25 protein-coding genes are annotated in these 22813 nt (G+C 45.8%); 15 read left to right on the plus strand and 10 right to left on the minus strand.

Going from position 1 to position 22813, the window contains the following annotated elements; all coding sequences use genetic code 11:
• Positions 1-3 precede the first annotated feature (3 nt).
• The 3 genes from M0413_RS01650 to M0413_RS01660 all read right to left on the minus strand — a co-directional run bounded on the left by M0413_RS01650 (position 4) and on the right by M0413_RS01660 (position 4926).
• Entirely contained in the window at positions 4-2205 is a 2202-nt protein-coding gene (locus M0413_RS01650; RefSeq protein WP_249552953.1) for a molybdopterin-dependent oxidoreductase, read from the minus strand.
• A 111-nt stretch (positions 2206-2316) separates the two neighbouring features.
• Complete coding sequence (locus M0413_RS01655) at positions 2317-3753, minus strand: disulfide bond formation protein B (RefSeq protein WP_249552955.1); 1437 nt, start codon at positions 3751-3753, stop codon at positions 2317-2319.
• A 210-nt stretch (positions 3754-3963) separates the two neighbouring features.
• A complete protein-coding gene (locus tag M0413_RS01660; protein ID WP_249552957.1) occupies positions 3964-4926 on the minus strand; it encodes a LysR substrate-binding domain-containing protein in 963 nt (320 codons plus the stop codon).
• 456 nt (positions 4927-5382) lie between these two features.
• On the opposite strand from M0413_RS01660, the gene M0413_RS01665 reads away from it, so the two are divergent.
• The 4 genes from M0413_RS01665 to M0413_RS01680 all read left to right on the plus strand — a co-directional run bounded on the left by M0413_RS01665 (position 5383) and on the right by M0413_RS01680 (position 9028).
• Positions 5383-5733, plus strand: a complete 351-nt coding sequence (locus M0413_RS01665; RefSeq protein WP_037413772.1) for a YkvA family protein — start codon at positions 5383-5385, stop codon at positions 5731-5733.
• A gap of 171 nt (positions 5734-5904) precedes the next feature.
• Positions 5905-7302 carry a hypothetical protein gene (locus M0413_RS01670; RefSeq protein WP_249552959.1) on the plus strand — a complete coding sequence of 466 codons (1398 nt, stop codon included), beginning with the start codon at positions 5905-5907 and terminating at the stop codon, positions 7300-7302.
• Between the two features lies 1 nt (position 7303).
• Positions 7304-8341, plus strand: coding sequence for an acyltransferase family protein (locus M0413_RS01675; protein ID WP_249552961.1), 1038 nt, complete (start codon positions 7304-7306; stop codon positions 8339-8341).
• Between the two features lie 129 nt (positions 8342-8470).
• Positions 8471-9028, plus strand: a complete 558-nt coding sequence (locus M0413_RS01680) for a hypothetical protein (RefSeq protein WP_249553124.1) — start codon at positions 8471-8473, stop codon at positions 9026-9028.
• A 72-nt stretch (positions 9029-9100) separates the two neighbouring features.
• On the opposite strand, the gene M0413_RS01685 is transcribed toward M0413_RS01680, so the two are convergent.
• From M0413_RS01685 to M0413_RS01700, 4 genes are all read right to left on the minus strand, one after another.
• Positions 9101-9682: a YSC84-related protein gene (locus tag M0413_RS01685; protein WP_047534188.1), complete on the minus strand. Its 582-nt coding sequence runs from the start codon at positions 9680-9682 to the stop codon at positions 9101-9103.
• A 136-nt stretch (positions 9683-9818) separates the two neighbouring features.
• Positions 9819-10751 carry a hypothetical protein gene (locus M0413_RS01690; RefSeq protein WP_249552964.1) on the minus strand — a complete coding sequence of 311 codons (933 nt, stop codon included), beginning with the start codon at positions 10749-10751 and terminating at the stop codon, positions 9819-9821.
• A 54-nt stretch (positions 10752-10805) separates the two neighbouring features.
• The gene (locus M0413_RS01695) at positions 10806-11207 is read right to left on the minus strand and encodes a nitrous oxide-stimulated promoter family protein (RefSeq protein WP_047534194.1); all 402 of its coding nucleotides are present in this window, start codon (positions 11205-11207) and stop codon (positions 10806-10808) included.
• A 104-nt stretch (positions 11208-11311) separates the two neighbouring features.
• Positions 11312-11671, minus strand: coding sequence for a DsrE/DsrF/TusD sulfur relay family protein (locus M0413_RS01700; RefSeq protein WP_047534199.1), 360 nt, complete (start codon positions 11669-11671; stop codon positions 11312-11314).
• Between the two features lie 253 nt (positions 11672-11924).
• On the opposite strand from M0413_RS01700, the gene M0413_RS01705 reads away from it, so the two are divergent.
• The 7 genes from M0413_RS01705 to M0413_RS01735 all read left to right on the plus strand — a co-directional run bounded on the left by M0413_RS01705 (position 11925) and on the right by M0413_RS01735 (position 17523).
• Positions 11925-12743, plus strand: a complete 819-nt coding sequence (locus M0413_RS01705) for a hypothetical protein (RefSeq protein ID WP_249552966.1) — start codon at positions 11925-11927, stop codon at positions 12741-12743.
• Positions 12744-12931: 188 nt separating this feature from the next.
• Positions 12932-13282: a hypothetical protein gene (locus M0413_RS01710; protein ID WP_249558799.1), complete on the plus strand. Its 351-nt coding sequence runs from the start codon at positions 12932-12934 to the stop codon at positions 13280-13282.
• 11 nt (positions 13283-13293) lie between these two features.
• Positions 13294-14748: a protein adenylyltransferase SelO gene (locus tag M0413_RS01715; protein ID WP_249552970.1), complete on the plus strand. Its 1455-nt coding sequence runs from the start codon at positions 13294-13296 to the stop codon at positions 14746-14748.
• Positions 14749-14759: 11 nt separating this feature from the next.
• On the plus strand, positions 14760-15053 hold the full coding sequence (locus tag M0413_RS01720; protein ID WP_249552972.1) for a DUF3630 family protein: 294 nt from the start codon (positions 14760-14762) through the stop codon (positions 15051-15053).
• Between the two features lie 29 nt (positions 15054-15082).
• Entirely contained in the window at positions 15083-16120 is a 1038-nt protein-coding gene (locus M0413_RS01725) for a serine/threonine protein kinase (RefSeq protein WP_069453788.1), read from the plus strand.
• Positions 16121-16248: 128 nt separating this feature from the next.
• Complete coding sequence (locus tag M0413_RS01730; protein WP_088586256.1) at positions 16249-16857, plus strand: thiol:disulfide interchange protein DsbA/DsbL; 609 nt, start codon at positions 16249-16251, stop codon at positions 16855-16857.
• A 453-nt stretch (positions 16858-17310) separates the two neighbouring features.
• Positions 17311-17523: a DUF1107 domain-containing protein gene (locus tag M0413_RS01735; protein WP_011070699.1), complete on the plus strand. Its 213-nt coding sequence runs from the start codon at positions 17311-17313 to the stop codon at positions 17521-17523.
• Here M0413_RS01735 and M0413_RS01740 read toward each other — a convergent pair.
• Positions 17520-17741 (minus strand): cell division protein ZapB, encoded by a 222-nt coding sequence (locus tag M0413_RS01740; RefSeq protein WP_037413745.1) that lies wholly within the window; start codon positions 17739-17741, stop codon positions 17520-17522. The genes M0413_RS01735 and M0413_RS01740 overlap by 4 nt on opposite strands.
• A 179-nt stretch (positions 17742-17920) precedes the next feature.
• On the opposite strand from M0413_RS01740, the gene M0413_RS01745 reads away from it, so the two are divergent.
• Positions 17921-19441: a Na+/H+ antiporter NhaC family protein gene (locus M0413_RS01745; protein WP_249552974.1), complete on the plus strand. Its 1521-nt coding sequence runs from the start codon at positions 17921-17923 to the stop codon at positions 19439-19441.
• A 57-nt stretch (positions 19442-19498) separates the two neighbouring features.
• Complete coding sequence (locus tag M0413_RS01750; RefSeq protein ID WP_037413739.1) at positions 19499-19855, plus strand: RidA family protein; 357 nt, start codon at positions 19499-19501, stop codon at positions 19853-19855.
• Positions 19856-20014: 159 nt separating this feature from the next.
• Here M0413_RS01750 and M0413_RS01755 read toward each other — a convergent pair whose 3' ends face one another.
• Both M0413_RS01755 and M0413_RS01760 read right to left on the minus strand, forming a co-directional pair.
• Positions 20015-20350: a hypothetical protein gene (locus M0413_RS01755; RefSeq protein WP_249552976.1), complete on the minus strand. Its 336-nt coding sequence runs from the start codon at positions 20348-20350 to the stop codon at positions 20015-20017.
• Between the two features lie 17 nt (positions 20351-20367).
• A complete protein-coding gene (locus M0413_RS01760) occupies positions 20368-20634 on the minus strand; it encodes a Rho-binding antiterminator (protein ID WP_037413736.1) in 267 nt (88 codons plus the stop codon).
• A 71-nt stretch (positions 20635-20705) separates the two neighbouring features.
• Here M0413_RS01760 and M0413_RS01765 point away from each other — a divergent pair, with 71 nt between their 5' ends.
• Positions 20706-21527: a DUF1223 domain-containing protein gene (locus M0413_RS01765; RefSeq protein WP_088586254.1), complete on the plus strand. Its 822-nt coding sequence runs from the start codon at positions 20706-20708 to the stop codon at positions 21525-21527.
• 154 nt (positions 21528-21681) lie between these two features.
• Positions 21682-22773, plus strand: a complete 1092-nt coding sequence (locus M0413_RS01770) for a branched-chain amino acid aminotransferase (RefSeq protein ID WP_249552978.1) — start codon at positions 21682-21684, stop codon at positions 22771-22773.
• Positions 22774-22813: the final 40 nt, after the last annotated feature.

Genomic DNA, 22813 nt, shown 5'->3' on the forward strand with positions numbered 1-22813 from the left:
CCATCAGGCTTTAGCCAAAGACACGCGGGTTGAATGGTAGGCAGAGCAACCACCCATGTCGGTCAATCTGTCTGTCGTCAATGAGTTAGTGCAACCCTCAGTGCCGTTAGGATTGAGTCTGAGCCAATTACATTTAGGGCTCATCAAGGTCCCTTGAGGTACGCCACTGGTTATCATGGCTACAAACTTGGCCTCACCGCGGTGATTACTGAGTTGAACTCTGTCGTTGTTTTTGATGCCGTAGGTTTTTGCATCTTCAGGATTGATTTTTACGTAGTAGGCGGGAATGGCACGAATGTATTTTACATTGTAGAAGGAGCTATTGACCCGCTGTGGAACACCTGATGAGAGTAGGCGGAAGGGAAGTGCTTTTTCTTTGGCTTCCATCTCATCTTCGGGCAAACCCCAATCGAGTACAGGATGAAAACCTGCATCGGCCATGAGCTGAGAACTAAATTCAATCTTGCCACTTGGCGTATCGTATTTACCATCGGCGAGTACAGGCTGGGGAATGTCTAACTTAATGTATTTTTCCTTCATCAAACGCTCGTAACTGACGCCTTTATAGTAAGGCGAATCGGTCGTTAACAACTCGCGAATGATGTCATCGTTACTGGCTTTGAAGGCGGGATCTTCAAATCCCATGGCTTGGCCTAATTCACGGAAGAAGGTCCAGTTACACTTAGATTCTCCCAAAGGTTCAATGACTTTCTGACAAACTTGCACATAGTAGCCGTGGTAGTCGCCGACGATATCATCGGTTTCAAATTGGCTGGCCGCAGGCAGGATAATATCGCAATACTGCAATGAGTCAGTCATGACCATATCATGGCCGACCACAAACAGATCTTCCCGTTTCATCCCTTCGATAACGGCATTGGTATCCGGTGCCACAACGACAGGGTTACCGTTATAGATAATCATGCCGTGGATGGGTTTACTCGGTTTGTCATGGCTGGTGGGATGCGTAGGATGTAGCGCCTTGGCTAGCTCCGTCATATTGATCCGCTGCGCATCAGGATTGGAGCGCATATATTTACCGCTCGCTTGATACTGATTGAGTCCGCCACCTGCATGAACGTTATCGTAAATTAATCCGTTACCACGTTTACCAAAGTTCCCTGTAACGGCGAGCAACATAGCCACAGCGCGGGACATGCGGGCACCGTTAAAGTTACGTTGGAAACCATAGCCCATACGCAACATGGTTTTTTCGTTTTCGCCTAGCACCTTGGCAAATTCAAACATTTTTGCCCGAGGAACCCCTGTGATCTTCTCTATTTCGTCGTAACTGATCTCGTTCAAGCGTTGCAATAAGGCGTCGTAGCCAATGGTTTGCTCTGCGATAAACTTATGATCGACAAGATCTGTCTCTACAAGATATTTCATTATGCCCGCGCAGAGTTGCACATCTGTGCTGGGGCGAGGTTGTAGGTAAATATCTGCCTGTGAACATAAAGGGGTTCGCTGTGGATTGACGGCTAACAGCTTGGTGCCGCGGTCACGGGCTTGGTTAATCAGTTTGATAGCAATAGTGTTAGAAACAACTTCATCATGTCCCCAGGTGAGGTACACATCGCTGAGTAAGATATCCTCAGGATCTGGGCCGAGGAAGGTGCCATACAAGGATTCGAGCCCATCATAGGCGGCATAGGTACAGACTTTACGTTCAAGAATAGAGGAGCCGATACGGTTCCAGAAACGCTCACCGGAAGCGGACATACCAATGGCGCCATAATTACCAGAATAGCTATAGGGAAGAATGGCCTCTGAACCGTGCTCTGCAATGATCTGTTTGAAACGGCTAGATATTTTACTGTAGGCTTCATCCCAACTAATACGGCGCCATTTACCTTCTCCTTTGTTACCAACACGCTCCATTGGATGTAGGATCCGGTCGGCGGCATAGGTATACTGAACGTAGCTTTGACCTTTCAAGCAGGGAGCTAAACCTGTTTTAGCTTGTTCTTCTGCCCCGGATACATAGGTCATGCGACCATCTTGCACTCTAAACTTAAGTAAACATCGGGCTGCACAGTTGCGTAAACAACTATGATAAACAACATCTCCATTTCGTTTTGCCAATAGACCTGTATTGGCGCCTTGTTGCTTGGCATGTGCTATGCCGGGGGTTAAGCCTGACAGGGAGGACAGCACAGCGCTTGCTGCAGCTCCTTGTAAAAACGTGCGTCTATCGATTTTCATCGTCATCACCCACCATGATTTGAACCTTAGGTTCGTTTTGATTATTGGCTTTGTGCCTTTTATATCGCCGGGGAACCGGCATGCCCCGAGAGAATCCCAGGGCGAAATTACTTACATCACATAGGTTTGCAGTTGGTTTTGCCCATTGATCAGGCTGATGGTCAACAGTTTGCCATCCTGTACTAACAGTCCTTGCGGATTGTTCGTGCCAGCCAGTTTGGCCATAGGTGTTACTTCGCCAGTAAGCAGATTGAGCTTAAGTACCTCGCTGCCGTCATTGTTGAGGACCCAAGCTTGCTCGCCTTGAACGCTGATGCCTGTTACTTGAGGTAGTGCAGGGAGTCCTTGCAAATTTGATTCGGCAGAGAGCGTCATATCTGTGCGGTCAAAGCGTGATAACACTAAGTGTTCGTTGAGTGCATCGCGGGTCGTAACCGTGACAAATTGTGCGAGTGTGCTGCTGTAACCCAATGCCAAGCTGTAGCTGGTTTTAGCGCGTACTGTGCTGAACTGGCCGCGAGCGGTTTCACCTATGCCATCGCTACTTTGGTTGAAGCGGCGATAGTTCATTTCCCAGTTTTGTGTTGGATCGAGAGTTAATTCCGCCCAAGCTTTATTGAAGCCCATCACCAGCAAGCTGTTGGCGGAAGTAAAGGCAACCCCATGAAGCGTTTCAATATGCAGCATATACATGCCATCAATCTGCGCTTTACTGAGAATTTGCATTTTCTTATCAAGGATATAGACCCAATTATCTGTTGTCGTTAGGGCATAAATCTCTGCGTCAGCTTGATAGTCAATGGCAGTCACACGTCCACTTATCTCCGATGGCAGCACTTGTTCAGCGACTAATTTCGCTCTAGGAGCCTTAGCAAATAGCGGTTCTGTTGGTTGCCAAGTCTCAATATCAGGATTATCAATGGCGTAAGCACCGCGAGCATTAGGTGCATAAGTTGGCCAGTGGTCGAGTTCCCAACTCATGTATTGAGGATTAAAAGAGACTCGGCCAGGGCTATCTTGACCTACGAAGGGAAGGGGGCCCGTTTGCGTAAAGGCTTGAACAATATTGCCACTGATCACGACTAGGAATATCCCACAGGCAACCTTAGGAAGCGTATCGAGTGGTTGCTTGCCGTAGCCGTTATTCGGGAACTTATTGCCAAGTGTGAGCATGAGTAATGCCACCACAATAAGCACAACGACAAACACCAATAGCGCCCAAGTGTAGGTATGAGCGCCCATGATTTTTAGTGAGAAACCTTGGCCAATATCACTGCCTAAATTGATAGAGGTATGAACTGAGGCCATAAAGGCGCCATATATTCCAAGCCAAACTAGCGCAGCGATATATTTAGGTTTTAGACCAAAGCGAACGATATAGAGTGCAGTGAGTGCGACTAGAATCATAGCGGTGCGCTCTTGCCAACAGAAAGCACAAGGGTTATCTAAATAAATAAAACCGAAAATAAAACAAGCAATACCAACGGGTAATGCCATGATAATAATAGAAGCAAATGAAGCTAGCTTGTTAAATAAATGCTCTTTCATGGTAGCCCTTTAGTAATTACCGATAGGAAGTAAAATGCCCCAAGACATCATTATCCAAATGAAGAAACTTAAACCAATGCAACCAAATAATAATTTGTCTGCGAGCGACTCTTTTTCTGGTTTTTTTAACACCAGATAAGCGGCAAATGCCGTGATGCAAAAAAGTGTGAACTCCATTAACTACCTCTTTATTGACGTGTGACTTATCTCTTAACTAGCTGAAGCTAATCGCCATTCTCTCTCTAATCCGTAAACGAGTTTTGATTTAACCCAGTTGAATGCGGGTGAGTTATTTATATTTCCATAGAGAATGTAATTTCCAACTGCTCTTTGTTCGCTCCGGATTTCTTTAATATCGTTAATCATTTCATCTGTTAATCTTCGATAATTAACCGAGGGAATCATGTCGACAAATTGACGAGTAAATTGATTACAACTTAACGTGATGCTGTTAGATTGAGCGAGCAGTTGCATGGCGGTTGCTACACTGTCGGTATAACCCGCCACATCCATTTGTAATCCATTGTCACGACAAAGATTAACCAATAGCGGACAACTGAGATCGTTATAGTTATCAATCTCTAACAGTGGATAGTTTGATAGTTGTTCCAATGACATTTCACCCTCAAGAATGGGGTGATTATGATTGGCTAAGATGTAGATATCTCCAGTTTCGGAGAAGATTTCATTATTGAGTCGACTATCATCGAAGCCTTCGTACACAACAACAAAATCAATATCACCTGTTATTAACTCATTGTTGCAATCGTGACTTAAGCTACGGACATCGAATCTAATATTGGGTGCTTCAGGTTGAATATAGTTTGAGATCACTTTATGAACAGCATAAACAAACTCGTCATAGGCGCGTATTACAAAATGGCCACCAGATTCACTTGGAGTGAAAACAGAATGTTGACGTTCGAGTAGTTGATATTGTTCAACAAGATACTTGGCGTGCGGAATGAGCTCTTCTAACTTTTTAGTTGGAATTAATCCATGTGATTTACGAATGAATAGTGAGTCCATGAATATATCGCGTAGTGCATTTAATGTACGCGTGACGTTACAGTTTGATAGACCAAGTTCTGTGGCGGCTATATTGGCTTGACCATTTTTATAAACGGAAAGTAATACTCTAAGCTGAAGGTAATTAAGATTATCTATTTTCATTTTGGTAAGTTCTTGGCTTTATTTTCATATCACTATGAGCTCTTTGTAGGCTTGTTGCCAAGATTAATATGGCATTATGTTCTGGTTAATTCTGTTATTTATGAGTTTCATCCTGTTTTTAAGTGATTGAAATAACCTTATTTCTGATGGTGAAATTTAATTTTTCTGGGTTTTATGAGTGAATGTGTGAATGAGTTCAGGAATAAAGTTGAAAGATATGTCGAGATAAAAAATTGTGACGTTCGTACTTGTGTTGTCTATTGGTGTGTCGTAGGAGGATGGGTTAGGCTAAATAACCATCGATATAAAAGCGTGATTTCAGAACGAATGCTTGCTTTATTCTTAAGCAAAAGTGTGGTTACTTATCCTTAATGCTAGAGGTTTGCTAATTTAGAAAAGTCGCTATGAGTTGCAGTATTCGTATCGCATTTAGGGCTCACTTAACAGGAGGTATTTATGGCAGAAGAGCAATTTACTGAAACTGGTTTTTGGAACAAAATCAAAATGTTTGGCCGCCAGGCTGGGCGTGAGGTGGTTGAGCGTGCTTTGTGGCTTTACTATGCTGCGCAAAAGCCTAATACACCTACGTGGGCCAAGTCGGTAATTTTTGGGGCCTTGGCGTATTTTATCTCGCCTTTAGATGCGATTCCCGATTTAACGCCGTTAGTCGGTTTTACTGATGATTTAGGGGCGTTAGCGGCGGCATTGACTATGGTAACGCTTTATATTGATGATGAGGTTAAATCACTGGCTGCGGCTAAGTTAGCGTTGTGGTTTGGCGATGAGCCGACAACGCCTAAATCCTGATATCTCTGAGCATTAAACCTTAAAAATATGATTTTATTAGTGGTTAATGAAGATGAGTTGGCTTAGTTTTTTGAGGGTAAAAAAATTTTCTGTTAAACGTTTCACTATTACGCAATTGCGCTATATGCTAGCGCTGTTTTGTGAACCCATTGTGTGTGTTTAGGCAAATAAATGAAAAATATTATGGTGGTGATCCTGTGGTTGATAGGAGTCTCTGCCGCCACTCCCGTGTTCGCCGATAAGGCCTCGCCAGAACAACTCGCTCGTCTGTACCTCGATTTTATGGCTCAAACTAGTCGTCAGAGTGAAACTCTGTGGCCGGGATTTCGTCTCGACGATAAAGTCCACCTCTTCAGCTATGCGGGCAGTGTTTGGTTACGTCAGCCCGGTGGTGAGATTATTAAAGACAATAGTGTGTTAGAGTCAGTTAACCTTCACTCTGGTCTATCAGTTAATTTTGGTTTTCCTCAGTATCAAGGGTTGGCTGGTGTGCTGATCCAGCTCGAGTCTCCCACGATTCAATTTGATAGTACGACAAAAACTGCCGATTTGCCTTTCGTGATTTGGGCTGGCAATAGTGTGCATGAGGCGTTTCATTTTTACGCTCAATCCGAGTGGCGTGTATTAGAGGATGCTCGCCGCTATGAAGGGGAGGTCTACCCGCTTAATTTTGATGCGCGCTATTACCGTCTTCAGTTATTCAACTCGCTCATGTCAGCCTTAAAACAGCCCGAGCAACAAGCATTGTACTTAGGCCATGCTGCTTACTGGTTGCAGGCATGGCGTCAAACGGCGCCTAACGAAGATAAAGTCAGTTATGTGAGTGATTTAGTCGAAGGCAGTGCAAAATACGTTGAGTTGATTGCGGGCGCGCGCTTCCTGAGCCAAAACCAAACCTATCTCGGTTATCAACAGATACTGCTGCAATATGTGCAGGATTATTATCAACAGCAGCAAATGCTTGGCGGTTGGACGGCCGAAGCTGAGAATATCGGCGCACTTGCGGGAATACTGTTAGACAGCACTCAAGATGCCCATGTGTGGAAAGAGTCCGTCATGTCGGGCATGTTGCCTGTGGATTTACTGCTGGGTCGCATTAAGCCGATTACTCCACCGGTTGGGCAAAATAGTGCGCAGAAGAAACGTCTGCAAGATATGCTGGCTTACTATCCGTCGACTGACCAAAAATTGGCTCAGCTATTGCGAGATGTGCAGGACCCCAAGGTGCCACTATTGGTCATGCCGAGCGTGAGCGATAGCAGCAGTTTTATGGATGTGGGGGAAGTTCGTTCCGGGTTTTATGTCGTGCCTTATCAAGAGGAAATGACTCAGGCTTATTTAGGGATGAGTGTGCAATTTAGTAACTTAAATGTCAGTGGTAGCCCCTTGTTGGATGTGCCTTTGCAAAATTATTGTGAGGGCATTGAAGCCGCAACTCTGTTACCTTTGGGGTTTACCTTCCAACGCGAAGGTCAGTATCTGGTGTTTAATGAGCCGGAAATCCACGGAACAATAAGGGTTTCTGCAAGTGTTGTTGAGGGAAGAACCCTCTACTGTGCGATGAATTAATATGAGAAAAAATCAGCTCGAATTTACCTACATGCGTGGCATTGCGATTATTTTTATCGTGCTTGGGCATAGTATTTACAACTCTGAGGAAGGGTTTCCGTTATTGCTGGAAAATTTACTCAGAGGTGGCACGGCGCTGTTCGTGTTTATCTCTGGCTATTTTTTCCATCGGATTTTTTATAAGGACTTCGATTACGGTAAGTTCATGAAGAATAAAGTGCAAAATGTGCTTTATCCCTTCTTAGTGGTTTCTGCTGTTGGCTTATTCTGCTTGAGTTTGCGCTGGATTTTTATGGAGCATCAGCCACTTGAACAGTTGTTGCTCAGTATTTTTTATACCGTACGAAATGGTTACATCTTGTACCCGCATTGGTATATCCCTTTTATCATGGCAGTGTTTTTATTGTCGCCAGTATTTTTATGGTTTATTCGCTGCTCACAGCAAATGCGTTGGACGCTATTTGTACTGAGTTGTGTGGCGGCCATTTTGCTCCACAGACCCATAGGCAACGTTAACTTTATTCATTCAGTCGTTTATTTTATGCCTTTCTATTTGATTGGTATTTTATATTCCCAAGATGAACATCTTGTGTCGCGCTATGGTTCCATTTTAAGTGCGCTAGCAGGAATTTTCCTTGTCGTGAGCTTGGTTGAACAGAGTTATATAGTACAGCATGTTGGTAACTATCATAAAGCACCGTTTGAATATAACGGCATCGACTGGCAGTTTATCCAAAAACTGAGCCTGTGTGTGTTGGTGCTTAACTTCTGTGATTGGTTGTCAAAACGTAGTCGCTTACCTTGGCTTATCGAAATCGCCGAAATGAGTTTTGCGATTTTCTTTATCCATCCGCTGTTCGATATGTTGTTTAATACCACTGCAACGATATTCCGTTTCCGTTTTCCGCCAGGGTCTGCTATCACGAGTATTCTGTTCTCGGCCGCGATTTTTCTCTTCCTGATGGTGGGCAGTATTATCACGGCGCGCTTTATCAAAAAACGTTTAGGTAACCGTTCTCGTCTTTACATCGGTTGGTAATCCTTCACAAGCACAGGGGAATTAAGTTTAAATTTATTCCCCTGTGTTAGCGTGTTTTGCATTGAATTTCCCATGGAAAACATAATGCAAACTATCACCTTAGCACGTCTTGGAATTGTCGGCCTATGGATGGCAACGCCAGTATTTGCCAATGCGACTCCCAAACCTGTACTTGCCGTAGAACAAGAGGCTTTCTTCAATCAATTAGCCGCCCATTGCGGTAAAGCGTTTGCGGGTAAAGTCGTCTCAAAGGACAGCGCCGATGCGGCTTTTCGTGATAAGTCACTAGTGATGCATGTGCGAGAGTGCAGCGATACTGAGCTGAAAATCCCATTCCATGTGGGAGACGACCACTCCCGTACTTGGGTGATCACTAAAACGGATCAGGGATTAAGGCTAAAGCACGATCACCGCCATCAAGATGGGACTGAAGATAAAGTCACTATGTATGGTGGCGATACCGCCAGTATGGGAACCAGTCAAAAGCAATCATTTCCCATCGATCAGGCATCGATTGATAACTTTATGCAAAATGGCCTAACCCAGTCTGTCACCAATGTGTGGCATATAGAAGTTACGCCAAACACCTTCAGTTATTTACTCACTCGGGAAGCTCGTCATTTTCAAGTGGATTTTGCTCTAACCCAACCGCAGCCTTTACCGCCAGTTCCTTGGGGACATGAGTAGGTTAAAGCGTAATTAAAACAAAACCTCTGAGCTTTTCGAGTTCAGAGGTTTTCTTAAAGCGGTCTTGTAATCTTAGTTACCCCTAGGCTCGAAGGTAAAAGATTGTCCCGCCAGTGCGGCTTCAAACATTAATCCACCCTTGGCAACGGTAAAGACTGCCATGCCATTGATATAGGCTGCGGTAGCCGATTGATTACCACCGGCTTGACCAGCACCTGCCGAGTTGCCTGTGGTGCCCGCTTTGGCGTTAGCACCCATATTAATGGCAACGGCGGAGGCTTGGGCATCAAACTCAAAACTGCCACTGGTGAACTCATTGTAGGATTTGGCATCTTTAAAGAAGATGATCTCACTATAGGCTTGTCCACCTAATTGAAATCCAATAGATAGCTGGGTTAGGCTGGAGTCTCCCATATATTGCCCCGCTTGAAAAACCCGACCTTTGCCGTAGGCGGCGCCAATACCAATCCCACCTTTGCCAACTGTTGGAAAGAGGGCGTAGCCATAGGCGGTATCAAAAAATTTGCGGGTTTCCTTGGCTTGGTGAAAATTTTTTAAAGCCTCAGTGTAACTATCATCTGCTTGCGCAACTGGTGTCAGTAAGCTGGCAATCAAGCAGGTCGATGCGACAACAAAAGATAAAATTGATTTCATGGCGTTCCTCCTTAAGTCTTGGTTCCATCAGACTACCCTTTGTTGTCACAAATGACAGCCTAAAGCTGCGTTAATGTCAGCTCGGATTCAGTTTTTCAATAAGACATGTTGCCAGTTTTGATTGCTAAGCGATGGTTTAGTTCTGAGGTGGATTGGGCGTGGTGGTCGATTTTTCCTTGCTATCGTTCGATTCTTGCTGCAGTTGTTGAATAAATTCAAACTCCTCTGGGGTGAGTACTCCTGAAGATGAAGATTCAACTTTGGGCTTAGGCACTGATAAATGGCCTTTCAAATACGCTGTGCGAGTGATCTGCTTTAGACCATAGGCGGCAAGTAAGTAGAAACTTAATAGTAAGCTTAATCGGGGCAAGGCGTGGGATAAGGCTGAAAGCGAGTCGCCTAGATAAAAAGGCAGTACAACCACAAAAACACGCAGTAGCCAGTTAAATAACATCGCTAAGGTTAGGCCAAATAACCAGCGGAAACGGATGAGTTTCAAGGTGTCCTGTGGTGCATCGCTCAATGGCGGTTGACTGACTTTATATTGTTTAAGTAGATGCCACAGAGCGACAAAATAGGCTGCTGTTTGAGTAAACAGCAACAACGGCATTGCTAAACTCCAGTGGCTGAAATCGATCGTCAGCGGATTATTAAAGAATTCAGCCTGAAACCAAATGGCGTTTTTATGTAAGTTGAGCCGCAAAGTAATATCTATAACTGCAAGCAGTAGTGTGATAATCGCCGGCCAATAATGCCATGAAAAACCAATAGGCTCAGTATGTTGCTCTAAACTGCGTTTGCAATAGAGGTAAAGCAGTGGCATGAGTAAAAAATAAATCGGGGCAAGCAAATTAAATAATATGTGGATAGGAATTGGCGTGTTATCACGGTTAAGCATTCCTGTCAGAAAATACAGTGCGATGAGACTTAGAAAAGCCGCCAACAGCTTTTGATTATTGTCCGAATGATAAAAGTAACGAATATAAATAGTTAACGCGAGGCAATGTAAGCCACCAAATAGGGATAACCACCAATAGGCTTGAGCAAAAAATGTATTAAATTCGTTCATTTTGTCACCTCGACGACCTGTTATATCAGGGAAATTCGAGGCGAAAAAGCATTCCTAGGTATTTTTCTGTGAAATGGCGATGCGTTGATGACGATTAGATGCGGCTTCGGGGACTGACGCAGGTACGGGATGACGCTCGGCCAGTAAGTGTTTGATTGCACGAATGGGATGCGGTAACAGCATTCTCGGCCCCGCGAAAATCATGATCTCTTTGACCTGCGCCTTTTGGGCGGGCTTGTAGCAATGCACTGAGCACTTATTGCAGGTGGGCTTATCTTGCCCATAGGGACAACGGTCGAGGCGAACGGCTGCATACTCTAGCAGTGCTAAACATTCTTCACACAGGCCGGATGCCGTTTGGCCTTGGTGCTTAGCTTTGCAATAGATCTTCGCCATCGCGCTAATGGTTTGATGCTCGTAGCGCAGTTTGCCTGTGAGTAGGGCCGCTGAGTCCATGGGAATACCTTAGTCTGTTACTCGGATAATCCCATCATAAGCAGCGGCGCGGGCTTGTTCAAAACCTAAGTGTCAATTTATGAAGATGCGCACAAAATAAGACTTTAAATGTGCATTACCTTATCGGCATCAAGTGTCCAGCGGGTGAGATCCTGTAAGGTGCCAATTTCAGCGCCTTCGAGCAGCATATCCGTATTCACTCCTCGCGCTTGAGCGCAGGTTTTACACAGTAAAATCGGGACTTGCTGAGCACTAAGGATCTCAAACATTTGCTGCAAGTTATAGCTTAAATCAGGCGTTGTCTGCTGTTTGAGTGCCCCAAATACCGCATCTGACATTAAAAAGATTTTGAGATCAACATCTTGCTCGGTTTGATCCTTGAGGGCTAAAGCAATGCGCAGGCTGTTAAACAGTTTTTCTGTGCCGTATGGGCTCGCGTGGGCAACAATAAGAATTTTTTGCATTAGGCTTTCCTTAATTTTTTGCAAACGGTCATAAACCTTAGCAGTCTAGCCGAATTGCTTATATCGATTTGCGTGCAAGATCGGATAAAACGGCATAAATACTTGATTTACCCAGACACTATGGACTTTAATAGCGGTTAATCACTGCTCAACTTTTGGACAAAACTCCTTGTCAGTCGCAGACTACTGAGTCGTTCTGGCAAGCCAACTGCAATAGCTTCTAACAGGAAGCAGCCATAAAAGGTGAAGAAGAATGAAGGTCATTGTCGTTTTAATATTGATCGCTATCGGAGTGTTTTTATTTCGTCGTGCCCAGCGCTTGGCGAAGGAAGAGCAAGAGGCAATGATGGCAAAAAAAACAACTGAAATGACAAAGGATACTAATTCTTTCCCAGAAGTGGCTGAATCTACGCCCGAAGTTACTCCTCCAGTAAATAATACGCCTGAAGACGCTTCTGCTACTGTGAAAGCGCCTGAGATTGAATTAATGCCAAGGGAAGAGGAGCATCAGCCTAGCCGCGCCGAAATCGTTGCAATAAGTGAAGATATTATCGATGTTGATATTCCCGCTGTGCCCAATGAAGACCCTGTGATTATCTTGGCCGACGCCTCTGAAAAAATTGAGAGAGAGGCTGAAATTAAACCAGTATCCTCCGAGGCCGAAGGCCTTGCATCACCAGGCTCATGGGCGAATGTGACATTGCAGCGTGCGTTCGAAGGTTATCAAAGTGCAGAGACCGAACTTGCGCGCTATAACGCGTTACAGGATGTGATTGCAGAGTGTTATAAGCAGCGAAAATCGACTGACTATTTAGCCTATGGTGCAGCACTGTGTGAGCTTTATCCGGCATTATTCCATCGAGCGAATGCCACCAAGCCCAAACAGGTTGAGCTTAAAACCACAGGCTTTATGCAACTTGCAACATTATTAAATGATACTCAAGCCTTTAACGAAGCTATCGCGCTATGTCAGCAGGCTGTCTCACTTGGCTTAACCGACGGTACTGTCACTGGATTCGAAGGCCGGATCAGCCGTATTGAGAAGGCGCAGGCAAAAGCTGCAACTGCATAAAAGTGATAGTAAGAATGACTCTGTTGTCATGGCGTAAGGTTAAAGACTCTGGCATAAGCCAGTTAATTCTAGCGCCTCAAATGCCCATAACCTAAAAGCGGTTATTTAACGGCTAAAAGCCGTGTAGAATCCGGAGACTTACCGCGCAAAAGGCGAACTAAGGTTCGCTTTTTTTATGAGCTATTTTTATGAAGTGTGTTGCGAGTTTCTTGAATCAAATCGTCAAAATGAAATTACCCTTGGTTGTCTTATTTGCCAGCTTGGCTCTTGGGCTGACAGGTTGCACTAAAACCCCGGAATGGACGCTATTTTATTATCCCAAGTCGCTCTCGCTGCCCACGACGCCGTTACAACCTGATGATATCAATGGTTATTACGACTCTCTTGAACAATGCCAGCGCAAAGCCCATGGATTACAGCGTTTAACGGGGTCAGGTGTGAGTGGCTTCGAGGCTAGTGGCGCCGGTGTATATCAATGTGGCCAGCAGTGTGAGTTGAACGATAAGTCCGTGCTGGTGTGCAAGCTGCTCACTCAATAGGGAATGTATTGATGAAGTTCAAACAGGATTTTTTCACCCAATTGCCTGAGTTTTATTCCCAAGTCTATCCGCAGGGTATTAGTAACCCCCATTGGCTCGCTTGGAGTGACGATGCCGCGTCATTAATTGGCTTAAGTCAGCCAACAGATGAGTTATTACAGGGCTTATCGGGTAACGCGGCTGTTGAAGGTGCAAGCTATTATGCGCAGGTTTATAGCGGGCACCAGTTTGGTGGCTACACCCCTAGATTAGGCGATGGGCGCTCGATTATCCTCGGTGAAGCAATCGGCCCTAATGGCGCATGGGATGTAGCACTCAAAGGCGGCGGGCCGACGCCCTATTCTCGCCATGGAGATGGCAGAGCCGTGATGCGCTCAGCGGTGCGGGAGTTCCTTGTCTCCGAAGCGCTACATCATTTAGGTGTGCCGACGACCCGAGCATTGGCGGTGATTGGCTCTGATATGCCCGTCTGGCGTGAGAGCCAAGAAACCGCAGCCATTACCGTGCGTTTGGCGCGCAGCCATATCCGTTTCGGTCATTTCGAATTTTTCTGCCATAGCGAGCGTGGTCAAGCCGATAAGCTGACGCAATTGCTCAACTTTACCTTGAAGCAGCATTATCCGCATTTGAGCTGCGATCTGGCGGGTTATAAAGCTTGGTTTTTACAGGTGGTGCAAGATACCGCCAAGATGATCGCCCATTGGCAGGCTATCGGTTTTGCCCACGGGGTGATGAACACCGATAATATGTCGATTCTTGGTGATAGTTTCGATTTTGGCCCGTTTGCCTTTCTCGATACCTTCCAAGAAGACTTTATTTGTAATCATTCCGATCCTGAAGGGCGTTATGCCTTTGGGCAGCAGCCCGGCATTGGGCTGTGGAACCTGCAACGTTTAGCGCAGGCGTTGACGCCTGTTATCCCGTCAGATGATTTAATTGCCGCTTTGAATCAATATCAACATGCTCTAGTGCAGCATTATTTGATGCTGATGCGCGCTAAGTTAGGACTCGCTGAGCGAGCGGATTCGACAGCCGAGCAGGATCAACAGGACTTAGAACTCATTGGCCGCTTTACCGTGTTGATGGAGAAAAATCAGCTGGATTACAGCAACACTTGGCGTCGATTTGGTCAGCTTGATCCTAGCTGTGTGCACTCTCCTTTGCGGGATGATTTTATTGATCTCAACGAGTTCGATACTTGGTATCAGGCCTATCAGGTGCGGCTCGGTAAGGTTACTGATGTTGAGGCGTGGCAGCAGGCGCGGAATAACATCAATCCCAAGTATATTTTGCGCAACTATTTGGCCCAAGAAGCGATTATCGCCGTTGAAGAAGGGGATCTTGCGCCGCTACAGCGTTTGCACCAAGTGTTGCGTCAACCGTTTAGCGAGCAAGCTGAGCATGACGATCTGGCCAAGCGTCCTCCGGATTGGGGGCAAGGGCTGATTATGTCGTGCAGTAGTTGATGGAAGTAAAGATGAAATTAAACGCCATTCAGTTAGATAGAGCCGCGTTAAGCTTAAGTGTGAGCGGTGATATCGATTTTGATCATTTCGAAACCTTTGCCGAGCCATTAGCCCAGGCCTTAGATTGCCGCGTGCGCGAGCGTCAATGGGGAGCCGATCGTCATCAATGGTTATTGGAGTTTGAAGGTACACCACTTTGGCTCAATTATGAGTTTTACGGCAATATCTGTTGGCTGAGTGTGGAGCGTGAGGCTGATGTTGAGGTGCTAGAATACCTTGGCACGCTGTTAAGCCGCCACTTATGAGCGCGCCACCATTTAATGAGAGAGTTCCAATGAGCCTAGATACGTTAAATCAACACCAAAGTGCCATCGATAATGCTGATTCGGGAGCGGCTTTTGCTTTTCAAGCTCTAACACCGGATTTGATTTTAGATGCTATCGAAAGTCTTGGCATTTACCCTGAAACGGGTCTGCTTGCACTCAATAGCTACGAAAACCGCGTGTATCAATTTCGCAGTGATGAAGGGCGGCGCTATGTAGTGAAGTTTTATCGTCCAAATCGCTGGACCGATGCGCAAATTCAGGAGGAGCACGATTTTGCCCTCGCGCTTGCCGAGCAGGAAATCCCGATGGCGGTGCCAGCCTTAGTGCAAGGGCGTACCTTGCACCATTTCCAAGGTTTTCGGTTTGCACTGTTTCCTTCCATCGGTGGTCGAGCCTTTGAGGTCGATAATTTAGAACAGTTGGAATTTGTTGGCCGTTTTATCGGTCGTATACATCAGTACGGCGCGCAGTCAGTTTTTCATGCCCGCGAACCGCTCAATCCGCAAATCTTAGGCGATGAGCCTTTGGCGTGGTTGAAACAATCAGAATTAGTGCCGACTTCTCTACGGGTCGCCTTTTTCACTGTGGTCGAACAAGTGCTGGCGAAGGTCAACACCGTTTGGTCGCAGCAATGTTTCAAACCGATTCGCTTGCATGGCGATCTACACCCAGGGAATATTCTTTGGACACCCGATGGGCCGGGTTTTGTGGATTTAGACGATGCCCGCATGGGACCTGCCATTCAAGATTTATGGATGATGCTAACGGGGGATAGGGCGCAGCAGCAACTGCAACTCGAGGTATTGCTCGAAGCCTATGAGGAATTTTGTGAATTCGATACGCGGCAACTGGCGTTGATTGAACCCCTACGCGCATTACGGATGGTGCACTATAACGCTTGGATTGGCAGGCGTTGGCAAGATCCGGCTTTCCCTATGCATTTCCCATGGTTTGGGGATGAAAAGTATTGGGAGCAGCAGATTTTGGCATTTAAGGAGCAACTCGCGGCACTTAATGAACCACCGCTAAGTTTGATCCCTTATTAAATGTGTGAACAGGGTGGGATTTACGTGGCTCTCTTGCCTAACGGATTGAACTCTCAGCTTGAGTTACACTCAAAAAATGAAATATGTTAGGCTCCAGCTATTTTAGATAATTGATTTAAGGACAATTCATGAAAAAAGCATTACTTATGGCGGCAGCGCTGTTATTGGCTCCATTCGCGGTTTCGGCAGCGGAATACAAAGAAGGCGTACATTACACTGTGATTAATGATGGTCCCGCGACAGCTAAACCTGAAATCACCGAGTTTTTCTCTTTCTATTGCCCACATTGCTACAACTTTTCGAAAACGGTTGTGCCTAAAATTTTGGCTGAAAAGCCAGCAGGTGTTGAATTTAACCAAGCCCACGTTGATTTTATCGGCAAAGAAATGGGCGTAGAGATGTCACGCGCTTTTGCGGTTGCTCATCAACTCAATGTCGATGAAAAAATCGATGCGGCTTTATTTGCTGCCATCCATGACAAGAAACAACACTTTACTAGCCGTGACGATGTGCGTGCCTTATTTGTGGCTAATGGCGTTGATGGTAAAGCTTTTGATGCCGCAGCAGATTCATTTATGGTCAAAGCCCAAATGGCGAAAATGAAGCGCGATACTGAAAACGCGAAACTTTCTGGCGTGCCTGCGATAGTGGTCAATGGCAAATACCGTGTTGAAACGGGTGCGATTAAGTCCTATGACGAGCTATTAGACATTGCTTATTACTTAGCGAGGAAGTGATTATCTTAGGATTGCGGTGATTTAGTCATCTGATTGCAATCTAACTCATTGATAATGAAAAAATAATAAAAAAGGAGCCGAGCGCTCCTTTTTTATTGGCCGCATCAAATTGTCCAGAATACGTTGAACCAGTTTTGCGGAGAATGCGTATTAGGATTTAGGCAAAAAAAACCGTACTTCCGATAATGGAGAGTACGGACTTGAGCCATATGGCTCATTTTTACCCTGAGTAACACGGATGATTTTAGATAAGCGTCAAAATAATGTCAATAGTCAAAATGTTGACACTTGGGTTTGTGTTTATCATTGCTTTATTTTTATAAATTAAATCAATTTGTTATTTTGTATTTATTGTAAGTTTTGAAAATAATTCTTTATCGATGAAACTCAATTGGACATCTTTCTGTCAAATGACTGTGGTCAATAACAACAAAAATGCCTGTAGGGGGTTATATGAGAGTTTTCCCTGTCTACGCACCTAAGCTTATTGTTAAGCATGCGCGTATTTTTCTCACTGGTGTGATATGGGTAAAAGACTTAGGTCGATTGGAATTTGAAAAAGGAAGATTTTTATTACCGAGAAAAAGCCTGCCAAAAGTAAAGCAGGCTATCTTAGAGCTGAACGAATTGATTGAAGCGCAGAATCATCAAACTAAAACAGCTTAGATTTCACTATTGAGCAAGCCAACAAGTCCGGTAACTTTCTCGTTCCAAGAACTCAGTTCTTGCTGCAATTGTTGGTTTTGCTCACTTAATTGTTGGTTTTGCTCACTCAAGGTTGACGTCTTTTGCTTCTCTTCCTCTAGCTCCATTTTTAGAAGCTCGATAGTTTCGAGTGTAGCCTGGATCTTGGTTTCCAGTTTGGACAGTAATTCAAGGCTCATCTGGAGAGTCCTATAGTTTCTGGATGGGACTGTGATTCTAGCAGTGCCAAGAGCATAAGGAATAGCAGTCTTTGCCGTTTGGCTAAAAAATGCCCGATAACGGAGTGCTAATTTAAGTTTTTTTGCATTTGTTATTAACTCGTTAGTATTCTTGGTTTTATTTATTATCGGAATGGCCCATGACATCAAGCCTGCTCGCCATAATTCCCCTGTTATTAACCTTAGTGTTAGCCCTATGGTTGCGACGTACCTTAGTTGCCCTAGGTGTTGGTATCCTCTCGGGCGCCTTGATTATTGCCCACTTCAATATACTGCAAAGCTTAAGTTATCTTGTGGAGATAGGCGTTAAGCAGTTTTATAGCCAAGATGTATGGCAATGGTGGCATTTAAACGTGCTAATGGCCATGTTATTGCTGGGGAGCATGACACAGCTACTTGCCCGAAGTGGTGCGGTAGGGCAGTTCGGTGATTGGTTATATCAGCGTATTCGTACGGGCCGACAAGCGCGTATTGGTGTCGTATTGCTGGGTTGGTTAGTGTTTATTGATGGTATTTTTAGCTGCCTTGCCGTGGGCCATGTGTGCCAACCGTTGAGCCAGCGTTATGGTATTCGTCAGACGCAACTGGCTTATTTAGTAGACTCTAATGCGTCGCCGCTTTGTTCACTCTTGCCTTTTTCTAGCTGGGGGCCCTATGTGATGGCGCTACTGGCGGGACTCAGCTTTTTACCCGTTTCAGCCCTTGAAGCCTTTATCGAGGTGGCCTTATCCAATTTTTATGCGATTACAACTTTAGGTTTGTCGTTGATTGTGGCCTGGTTTGGGGTCGGATTTCATCCTGTGGAGAGGGCTGCGTTGGGAGCTGAGCCGTTGGATGCTGATCATGTTGAAATTGTATCGCCTAGCACCCAAGGGAATCCTTGGCTGTTGTCCATTCCGATGCTGACCTTACTGTGCGCCTCTGTCGGTTTAACTTTCTGGTCTGGCGCGCAGCAGGTGCCGTCATGGGATATTTCGGCTTGGTTAGCCAAAGCTGATATTGGCGCTGCGATGCGCGATGCGTGTTTGTTATCGACGTTAGTGACTCTAGTATTGTTGATGCTGTCGGGCCGAAGCATTGGGAAACTGCTGGGCGATTTAGCCCATGGGGTGCGGATGATCGCCTTTGCTATCGCGATTTTACTCTGCACTTGGATGATAGGTGCTGTAATCCAAGATCTGGGCGTGGCGAGTTTATTGGCCGATTGGGCAAAATGGTATTTATCCCCCAGTTTGCTGGTGGCGGGGATGTTCCTACTCTGCGCTATCATGGCCTTTGCCACTGGCTCAAGCTGGGGAACCTTTGCGATTATGATCCCCATCGGCGGAGAAATCGCCCATAACATGGATGCCAGCTTGCTGTTACCTGTATTAAGTGCGGTGATGGCAGGCTCGGTGTTTGGCGATCACTGCTCGCCAATTTCCGATACCAGCGTGCTGAGCGCGACGAGCTCAGGCTGTTTACCCCATGACCATGTGGTGACTCAACTGCCCTTCGCATTAATTGCTGCTGTTGCGGCATTAGTGGGATTTCAGTTAGTCAATTTATCTGTGGCAACAGTGTTTGTATGGTGTGGCGTGATATTTACGGCGCTAGGTTTGCTCATGCTAATGACGCGCTTTTATCCACCCTGGCTGGGCGCTCGTTCGCAGACAAACTGAGCCTTTTCGGGGTAAAATGGTCACAGAATTAACTATCTGATTTAAGAGATTATCCCTATGAGCATTACCCGTTTAGATGTTGGTACACGTATGAGCAGCATAGTGATCCACCAAGGCACAGTGTACTTATGTGGCCAAGTGGCGAAGGATAAGTATCAAAACATCACCGAACAAACGACGACTATGCTAGAGGAAGTTGATACCCTGTTAGCGCAGGCGGGCAGTTCCCGTGAGCACTTGTTGTCAGCCACTATCTATCTAAAGGATATGAATGACTACGATGCCATGAATGCCGTTTGGGACGCTTGGGTACCACAAGGTCATGCGCCTGCCCGTGCCTGTGTACAGGCGGCGATTGCCGAGCCCGAATATTTGGTTGAAGTCTCTGTGATTGCAGCTGTAGCCAAGGCGTAACTCGCTTCTAATCTAAGTAAGCAGTAAAGCTAAGTCGAACTTGGCTTTACCCGCCCTCAACCATTGCTGCCTTAAATGCTGCGGCACATCTACCGTGACAAGGCTACGTCACGCGATCTTCAATTAGAACGCGATCATTAACTAAAACAAGATTTTCAGTTAGAAATAGCGGGCTAAGTTCGACGGAATTGCGGGGCTGTGCGAGGCATAATGTGCCTGCAAGCCTTGGGAGATGGCTTCAATATCCAGTGTTGGTAAAGCTTGCGCTATGATGGCCGCAGCCCAAGATGCGTGGAGCTTGAGTTGAGTATAATGTTCAGTTTCAACAAACCGTGCCAACGAATAACGGCTGCCGCCTAATCCATGTCCCCAACCTTCGCTAACATTAAAGGGAGAATCGAGTCGCTTGCTATCAAACTCCACCAAGTAGGGAGATTGGCCGTGGTGACCTCCAGTCCAATCGCCTAATTCCAACAGCAGAATCATCCTTGCCATTTATTTTTGCTCCTTTGTTATTGGCTCGCAATCATAACACGGCCAAAACTAGCAGCGGGATCCGTCGGCGTGATGGCGATAATGCTATCTAGCCGCAGTGTTTGCTGGCCCGCTTGATGTTCAACGACCAGCCATTCAGTCTTATCTGCATGGGTCTGAGTCGTAATTGCCCGTGCTTGGCACTGGCTGCCGTCCTGTAACTCAATCTTGAGCCAATAGCTCCGAAGGCAAGCCAGCTCAAGGTAGTCATAATGGGCACAGGGGATCATTTTATAGTCAGACATCATCTTTCTTCTCAGTTGAATGATTTAGGTGCAATTCAAGGTCTCATCACTCAGTGATAGGAGGATTGAATATGAAATGCATCTTACTCGTTGGTCTTTTGTGGTTGCAGTGGTGGCAACCTGTATTTGCTCAGACATTGGCCCCATTTCAAGCGCAGAGTGCCGTGACCCGTCCTTATATTATCGAACTTTACACCTCACAGGGATGCAGTAGTTGTCCGCCCGCCGAAGCTTGGTTATCTGAGCAGTTTAACCAGACCGATTTATGGCAGAAATATTTTCCGCTAGCCTTTCATGTGACCTATTGGGATTACCTTGGTTGGCGGGATATTTTTGGTCAAAAAGCATTTAGTGAGCGCCAATATCAACATTTAAACCAAAAGCATACACGGCAAGTGTATACGCCACAGTTTGTGATTAATGCTAAGGAGTGGCGTGGCTGGTTTTCGGGTGAATTAACCGAGATTTTTGCCGAGCCTCAACCTGAGGTGGGTGTGCTTAAAGTGCGTATCGCCAACCAGCAGCTTGAGGCGAGTTTTGTGCCACAGCAACCTTGGGGGCAGCATAAAGATTTGAGTCAAGCACGTTTACAGTTAGCACTCGTCGGCTCAGGGTTAACTAGTGAAATTAAACGCGGTGAGAATCGCCATAAGCAGTTAACCCATGACTTTGTTGTATTTAGCATGCAATCAATCCCTGTGAGTGTCCGTGCGACGGAGTTTGTTGCATCAGATTCAGCACTGTATTTTGAGCAATATCTCAATAGCATTCCGGCTACGGCGAAGAAGGCACCTCATTTAGCTTGGGTGGTGTGGTTAACGCTAAATGAAGAGCCCATACAAGCCGTCGGTGGTTGGCTTGAGGCGAAGCAGGGGGAAATCCAAAGTCAATAAGGGAAGTAGAATCAACCTATTCAAGATTACGGCAAGCTAATAAGACATTTTTGCTGGGTTATTTTATCGGCTAAGACTTTTAGATGAATCTCACCTATTGACTTTATTCCTGTCGCTACCTAGTCTGCTTGTTCAGTAATCAAGGTGGTATGCGATGGAAATAAAATACGATTTAAAACCTGCGTCCGAACGCCGTACTGAGCAATTCAAGCCCGAAGGAAATGTGGGCTTCGGTAGCCTCAGAACCGATCATATGTTTTTAATGGATTATCGCGATGGTGAGTGGCGCGATCCTCGTATTGTGCCCTATGGCCCGTTTGAAATGGCGCCGGGTGCGATGGCCCTGCATTATGGTCAGTCAATCTTCGAAGGCGCCAAGGCCTTTATGCATCAAGATGGCGAAATTTACACGTTCCGCATCAACAAAAACGCCGAGCGTATGAATCGCTCTGCGGATATTGTCTGTATTCCTAATATTGATGAGCAGATGCAAATCGATGCGATCAACGCCTTGATCGACGTAGACCGTCTTTGGTTCCCGATGCAAGAAGGTGCCTGTTTATACATTCGCCCCTTTATTTTTGCGACCGAAGACCGTCTGTCTGTAAGCCCAAGTTCGCGCTACACATTCTGCGTGGTGTTAAGCCCAAGTGGTGCTTACTACGCGGCGGGTGTGAATAAAGGCATTCGTCTACTGATCAGCAAGACTTACCATCGCGCCGTATCGGGTGGTACTGGCGCCTCTAAAGCAGCGGGTAACTATGCTGCCTCATTGCGTGCGGGTAAAGCAGCCGCACAGTTTGGTGCTTCGCAGGTACTGTATTTAGATGCGAACAACCAACAGATTGAAGAAGCGGGCGCGATGAACCACTTCCACATTCTGAAAGATGGCACAGTGATCATCCCAACCTTCACCGATACCATTTTAAAATCGATTACCTCGCAATCTATTATGGAGCTGGGTGAATTGCTCGGCTGCGAAGTGCGCCAAGAGACGGTCATGCTGGATAAGTTTATCGCCGATATCGAATCCGGTGAGATTATCGAAGCGGGTGGTTTTGGGACGGCTGCCGTAGTGTCTGCTGTCGGTTCCTATATTTTTGAAGATGGCCGAGTGGTGACTGTGGGCAACGGTGAAGTAGGTGAGCATATTCAACGCATCTACAAGCTGTATACCGATATCCAGAAAGGCCATATTCAAGGCCCTGATGGCTGGGTGAAACGCGTTGAGCGTATTGCACCTTAATAGTTTCTAAATCAATACGATAAGGCTCCGTTATGGAGCC

The organism is Shewanella sp. 8A (assembly GCF_023475945.1).
Classification (GTDB): Bacteria; Pseudomonadota; Gammaproteobacteria; order Enterobacterales; family Shewanellaceae; genus Shewanella; species Shewanella xiamenensis.

Excerpts from the sequence above, each read along its gene's own strand:
- M0413_RS01770 (WP_249552978.1), top strand. The coding sequence starts at position 21,682 with ATGGAAATAAAATACGATTTAAAACCTGCGTCCGAACGCCGTACTGAG.
- M0413_RS01690 (WP_249552964.1), bottom strand. The coding sequence starts at position 10,751 with ATGAACGAATTTAATACATTTTTTGCTCAAGCCTATTGGTGGTTATCC.
- M0413_RS01705 (WP_249552966.1), top strand. The coding sequence starts at position 11,925 with ATGAAGGTCATTGTCGTTTTAATATTGATCGCTATCGGAGTGTTTTTA.
- M0413_RS01735 (WP_011070699.1), top strand. The coding sequence starts at position 17,311 with ATGAGAGTTTTCCCTGTCTACGCACCTAAGCTTATTGTTAAGCATGCG.
- M0413_RS01760 (WP_037413736.1), bottom strand. The coding sequence starts at position 20,634 with ATGTCTGACTATAAAATGATCCCCTGTGCCCATTATGACTACCTTGAG.
- M0413_RS01650 (WP_249552953.1), bottom strand. The coding sequence starts at position 2,205 with ATGAAAATCGATAGACGCACGTTTTTACAAGGAGCTGCAGCAAGCGCT.
- M0413_RS01740 (WP_037413745.1), bottom strand. The coding sequence starts at position 17,741 with ATGAGCCTTGAATTACTGTCCAAACTGGAAACCAAGATCCAGGCTACA.
- M0413_RS01745 (WP_249552974.1), top strand. The coding sequence starts at position 17,921 with ATGACATCAAGCCTGCTCGCCATAATTCCCCTGTTATTAACCTTAGTG.
- M0413_RS01715 (WP_249552970.1), top strand. The coding sequence starts at position 13,294 with ATGAAGTTCAAACAGGATTTTTTCACCCAATTGCCTGAGTTTTATTCC.
- M0413_RS01655 (WP_249552955.1), bottom strand. The coding sequence starts at position 3,753 with ATGAAAGAGCATTTATTTAACAAGCTAGCTTCATTTGCTTCTATTATT.
- M0413_RS01685 (WP_047534188.1), bottom strand. The coding sequence starts at position 9,682 with ATGAAATCAATTTTATCTTTTGTTGTCGCATCGACCTGCTTGATTGCC.
- M0413_RS01710 (WP_249558799.1), top strand. The coding sequence starts at position 12,932 with ATGAAGTGTGTTGCGAGTTTCTTGAATCAAATCGTCAAAATGAAATTA.
- M0413_RS01720 (WP_249552972.1), top strand. The coding sequence starts at position 14,760 with ATGAAATTAAACGCCATTCAGTTAGATAGAGCCGCGTTAAGCTTAAGT.
- M0413_RS01675 (WP_249552961.1), top strand. The coding sequence starts at position 7,304 with ATGAGAAAAAATCAGCTCGAATTTACCTACATGCGTGGCATTGCGATT.
- M0413_RS01750 (WP_037413739.1), top strand. The coding sequence starts at position 19,499 with ATGAGCATTACCCGTTTAGATGTTGGTACACGTATGAGCAGCATAGTG.
- M0413_RS01670 (WP_249552959.1), top strand. The coding sequence starts at position 5,905 with ATGAAAAATATTATGGTGGTGATCCTGTGGTTGATAGGAGTCTCTGCC.
- M0413_RS01695 (WP_047534194.1), bottom strand. The coding sequence starts at position 11,207 with ATGGACTCAGCGGCCCTACTCACAGGCAAACTGCGCTACGAGCATCAA.
- M0413_RS01765 (WP_088586254.1), top strand. The coding sequence starts at position 20,706 with ATGAAATGCATCTTACTCGTTGGTCTTTTGTGGTTGCAGTGGTGGCAA.
- M0413_RS01700 (WP_047534199.1), bottom strand. The coding sequence starts at position 11,671 with ATGCAAAAAATTCTTATTGTTGCCCACGCGAGCCCATACGGCACAGAA.
- M0413_RS01730 (WP_088586256.1), top strand. The coding sequence starts at position 16,249 with ATGAAAAAAGCATTACTTATGGCGGCAGCGCTGTTATTGGCTCCATTC.
- M0413_RS01725 (WP_069453788.1), top strand. The coding sequence starts at position 15,083 with ATGAGCCTAGATACGTTAAATCAACACCAAAGTGCCATCGATAATGCT.
- M0413_RS01660 (WP_249552957.1), bottom strand. The coding sequence starts at position 4,926 with ATGAAAATAGATAATCTTAATTACCTTCAGCTTAGAGTATTACTTTCC.
- M0413_RS01680 (WP_249553124.1), top strand. The coding sequence starts at position 8,471 with ATGGCAACGCCAGTATTTGCCAATGCGACTCCCAAACCTGTACTTGCC.
- M0413_RS01665 (WP_037413772.1), top strand. The coding sequence starts at position 5,383 with ATGGCAGAAGAGCAATTTACTGAAACTGGTTTTTGGAACAAAATCAAA.
- M0413_RS01755 (WP_249552976.1), bottom strand. The coding sequence starts at position 20,350 with ATGGCAAGGATGATTCTGCTGTTGGAATTAGGCGATTGGACTGGAGGT.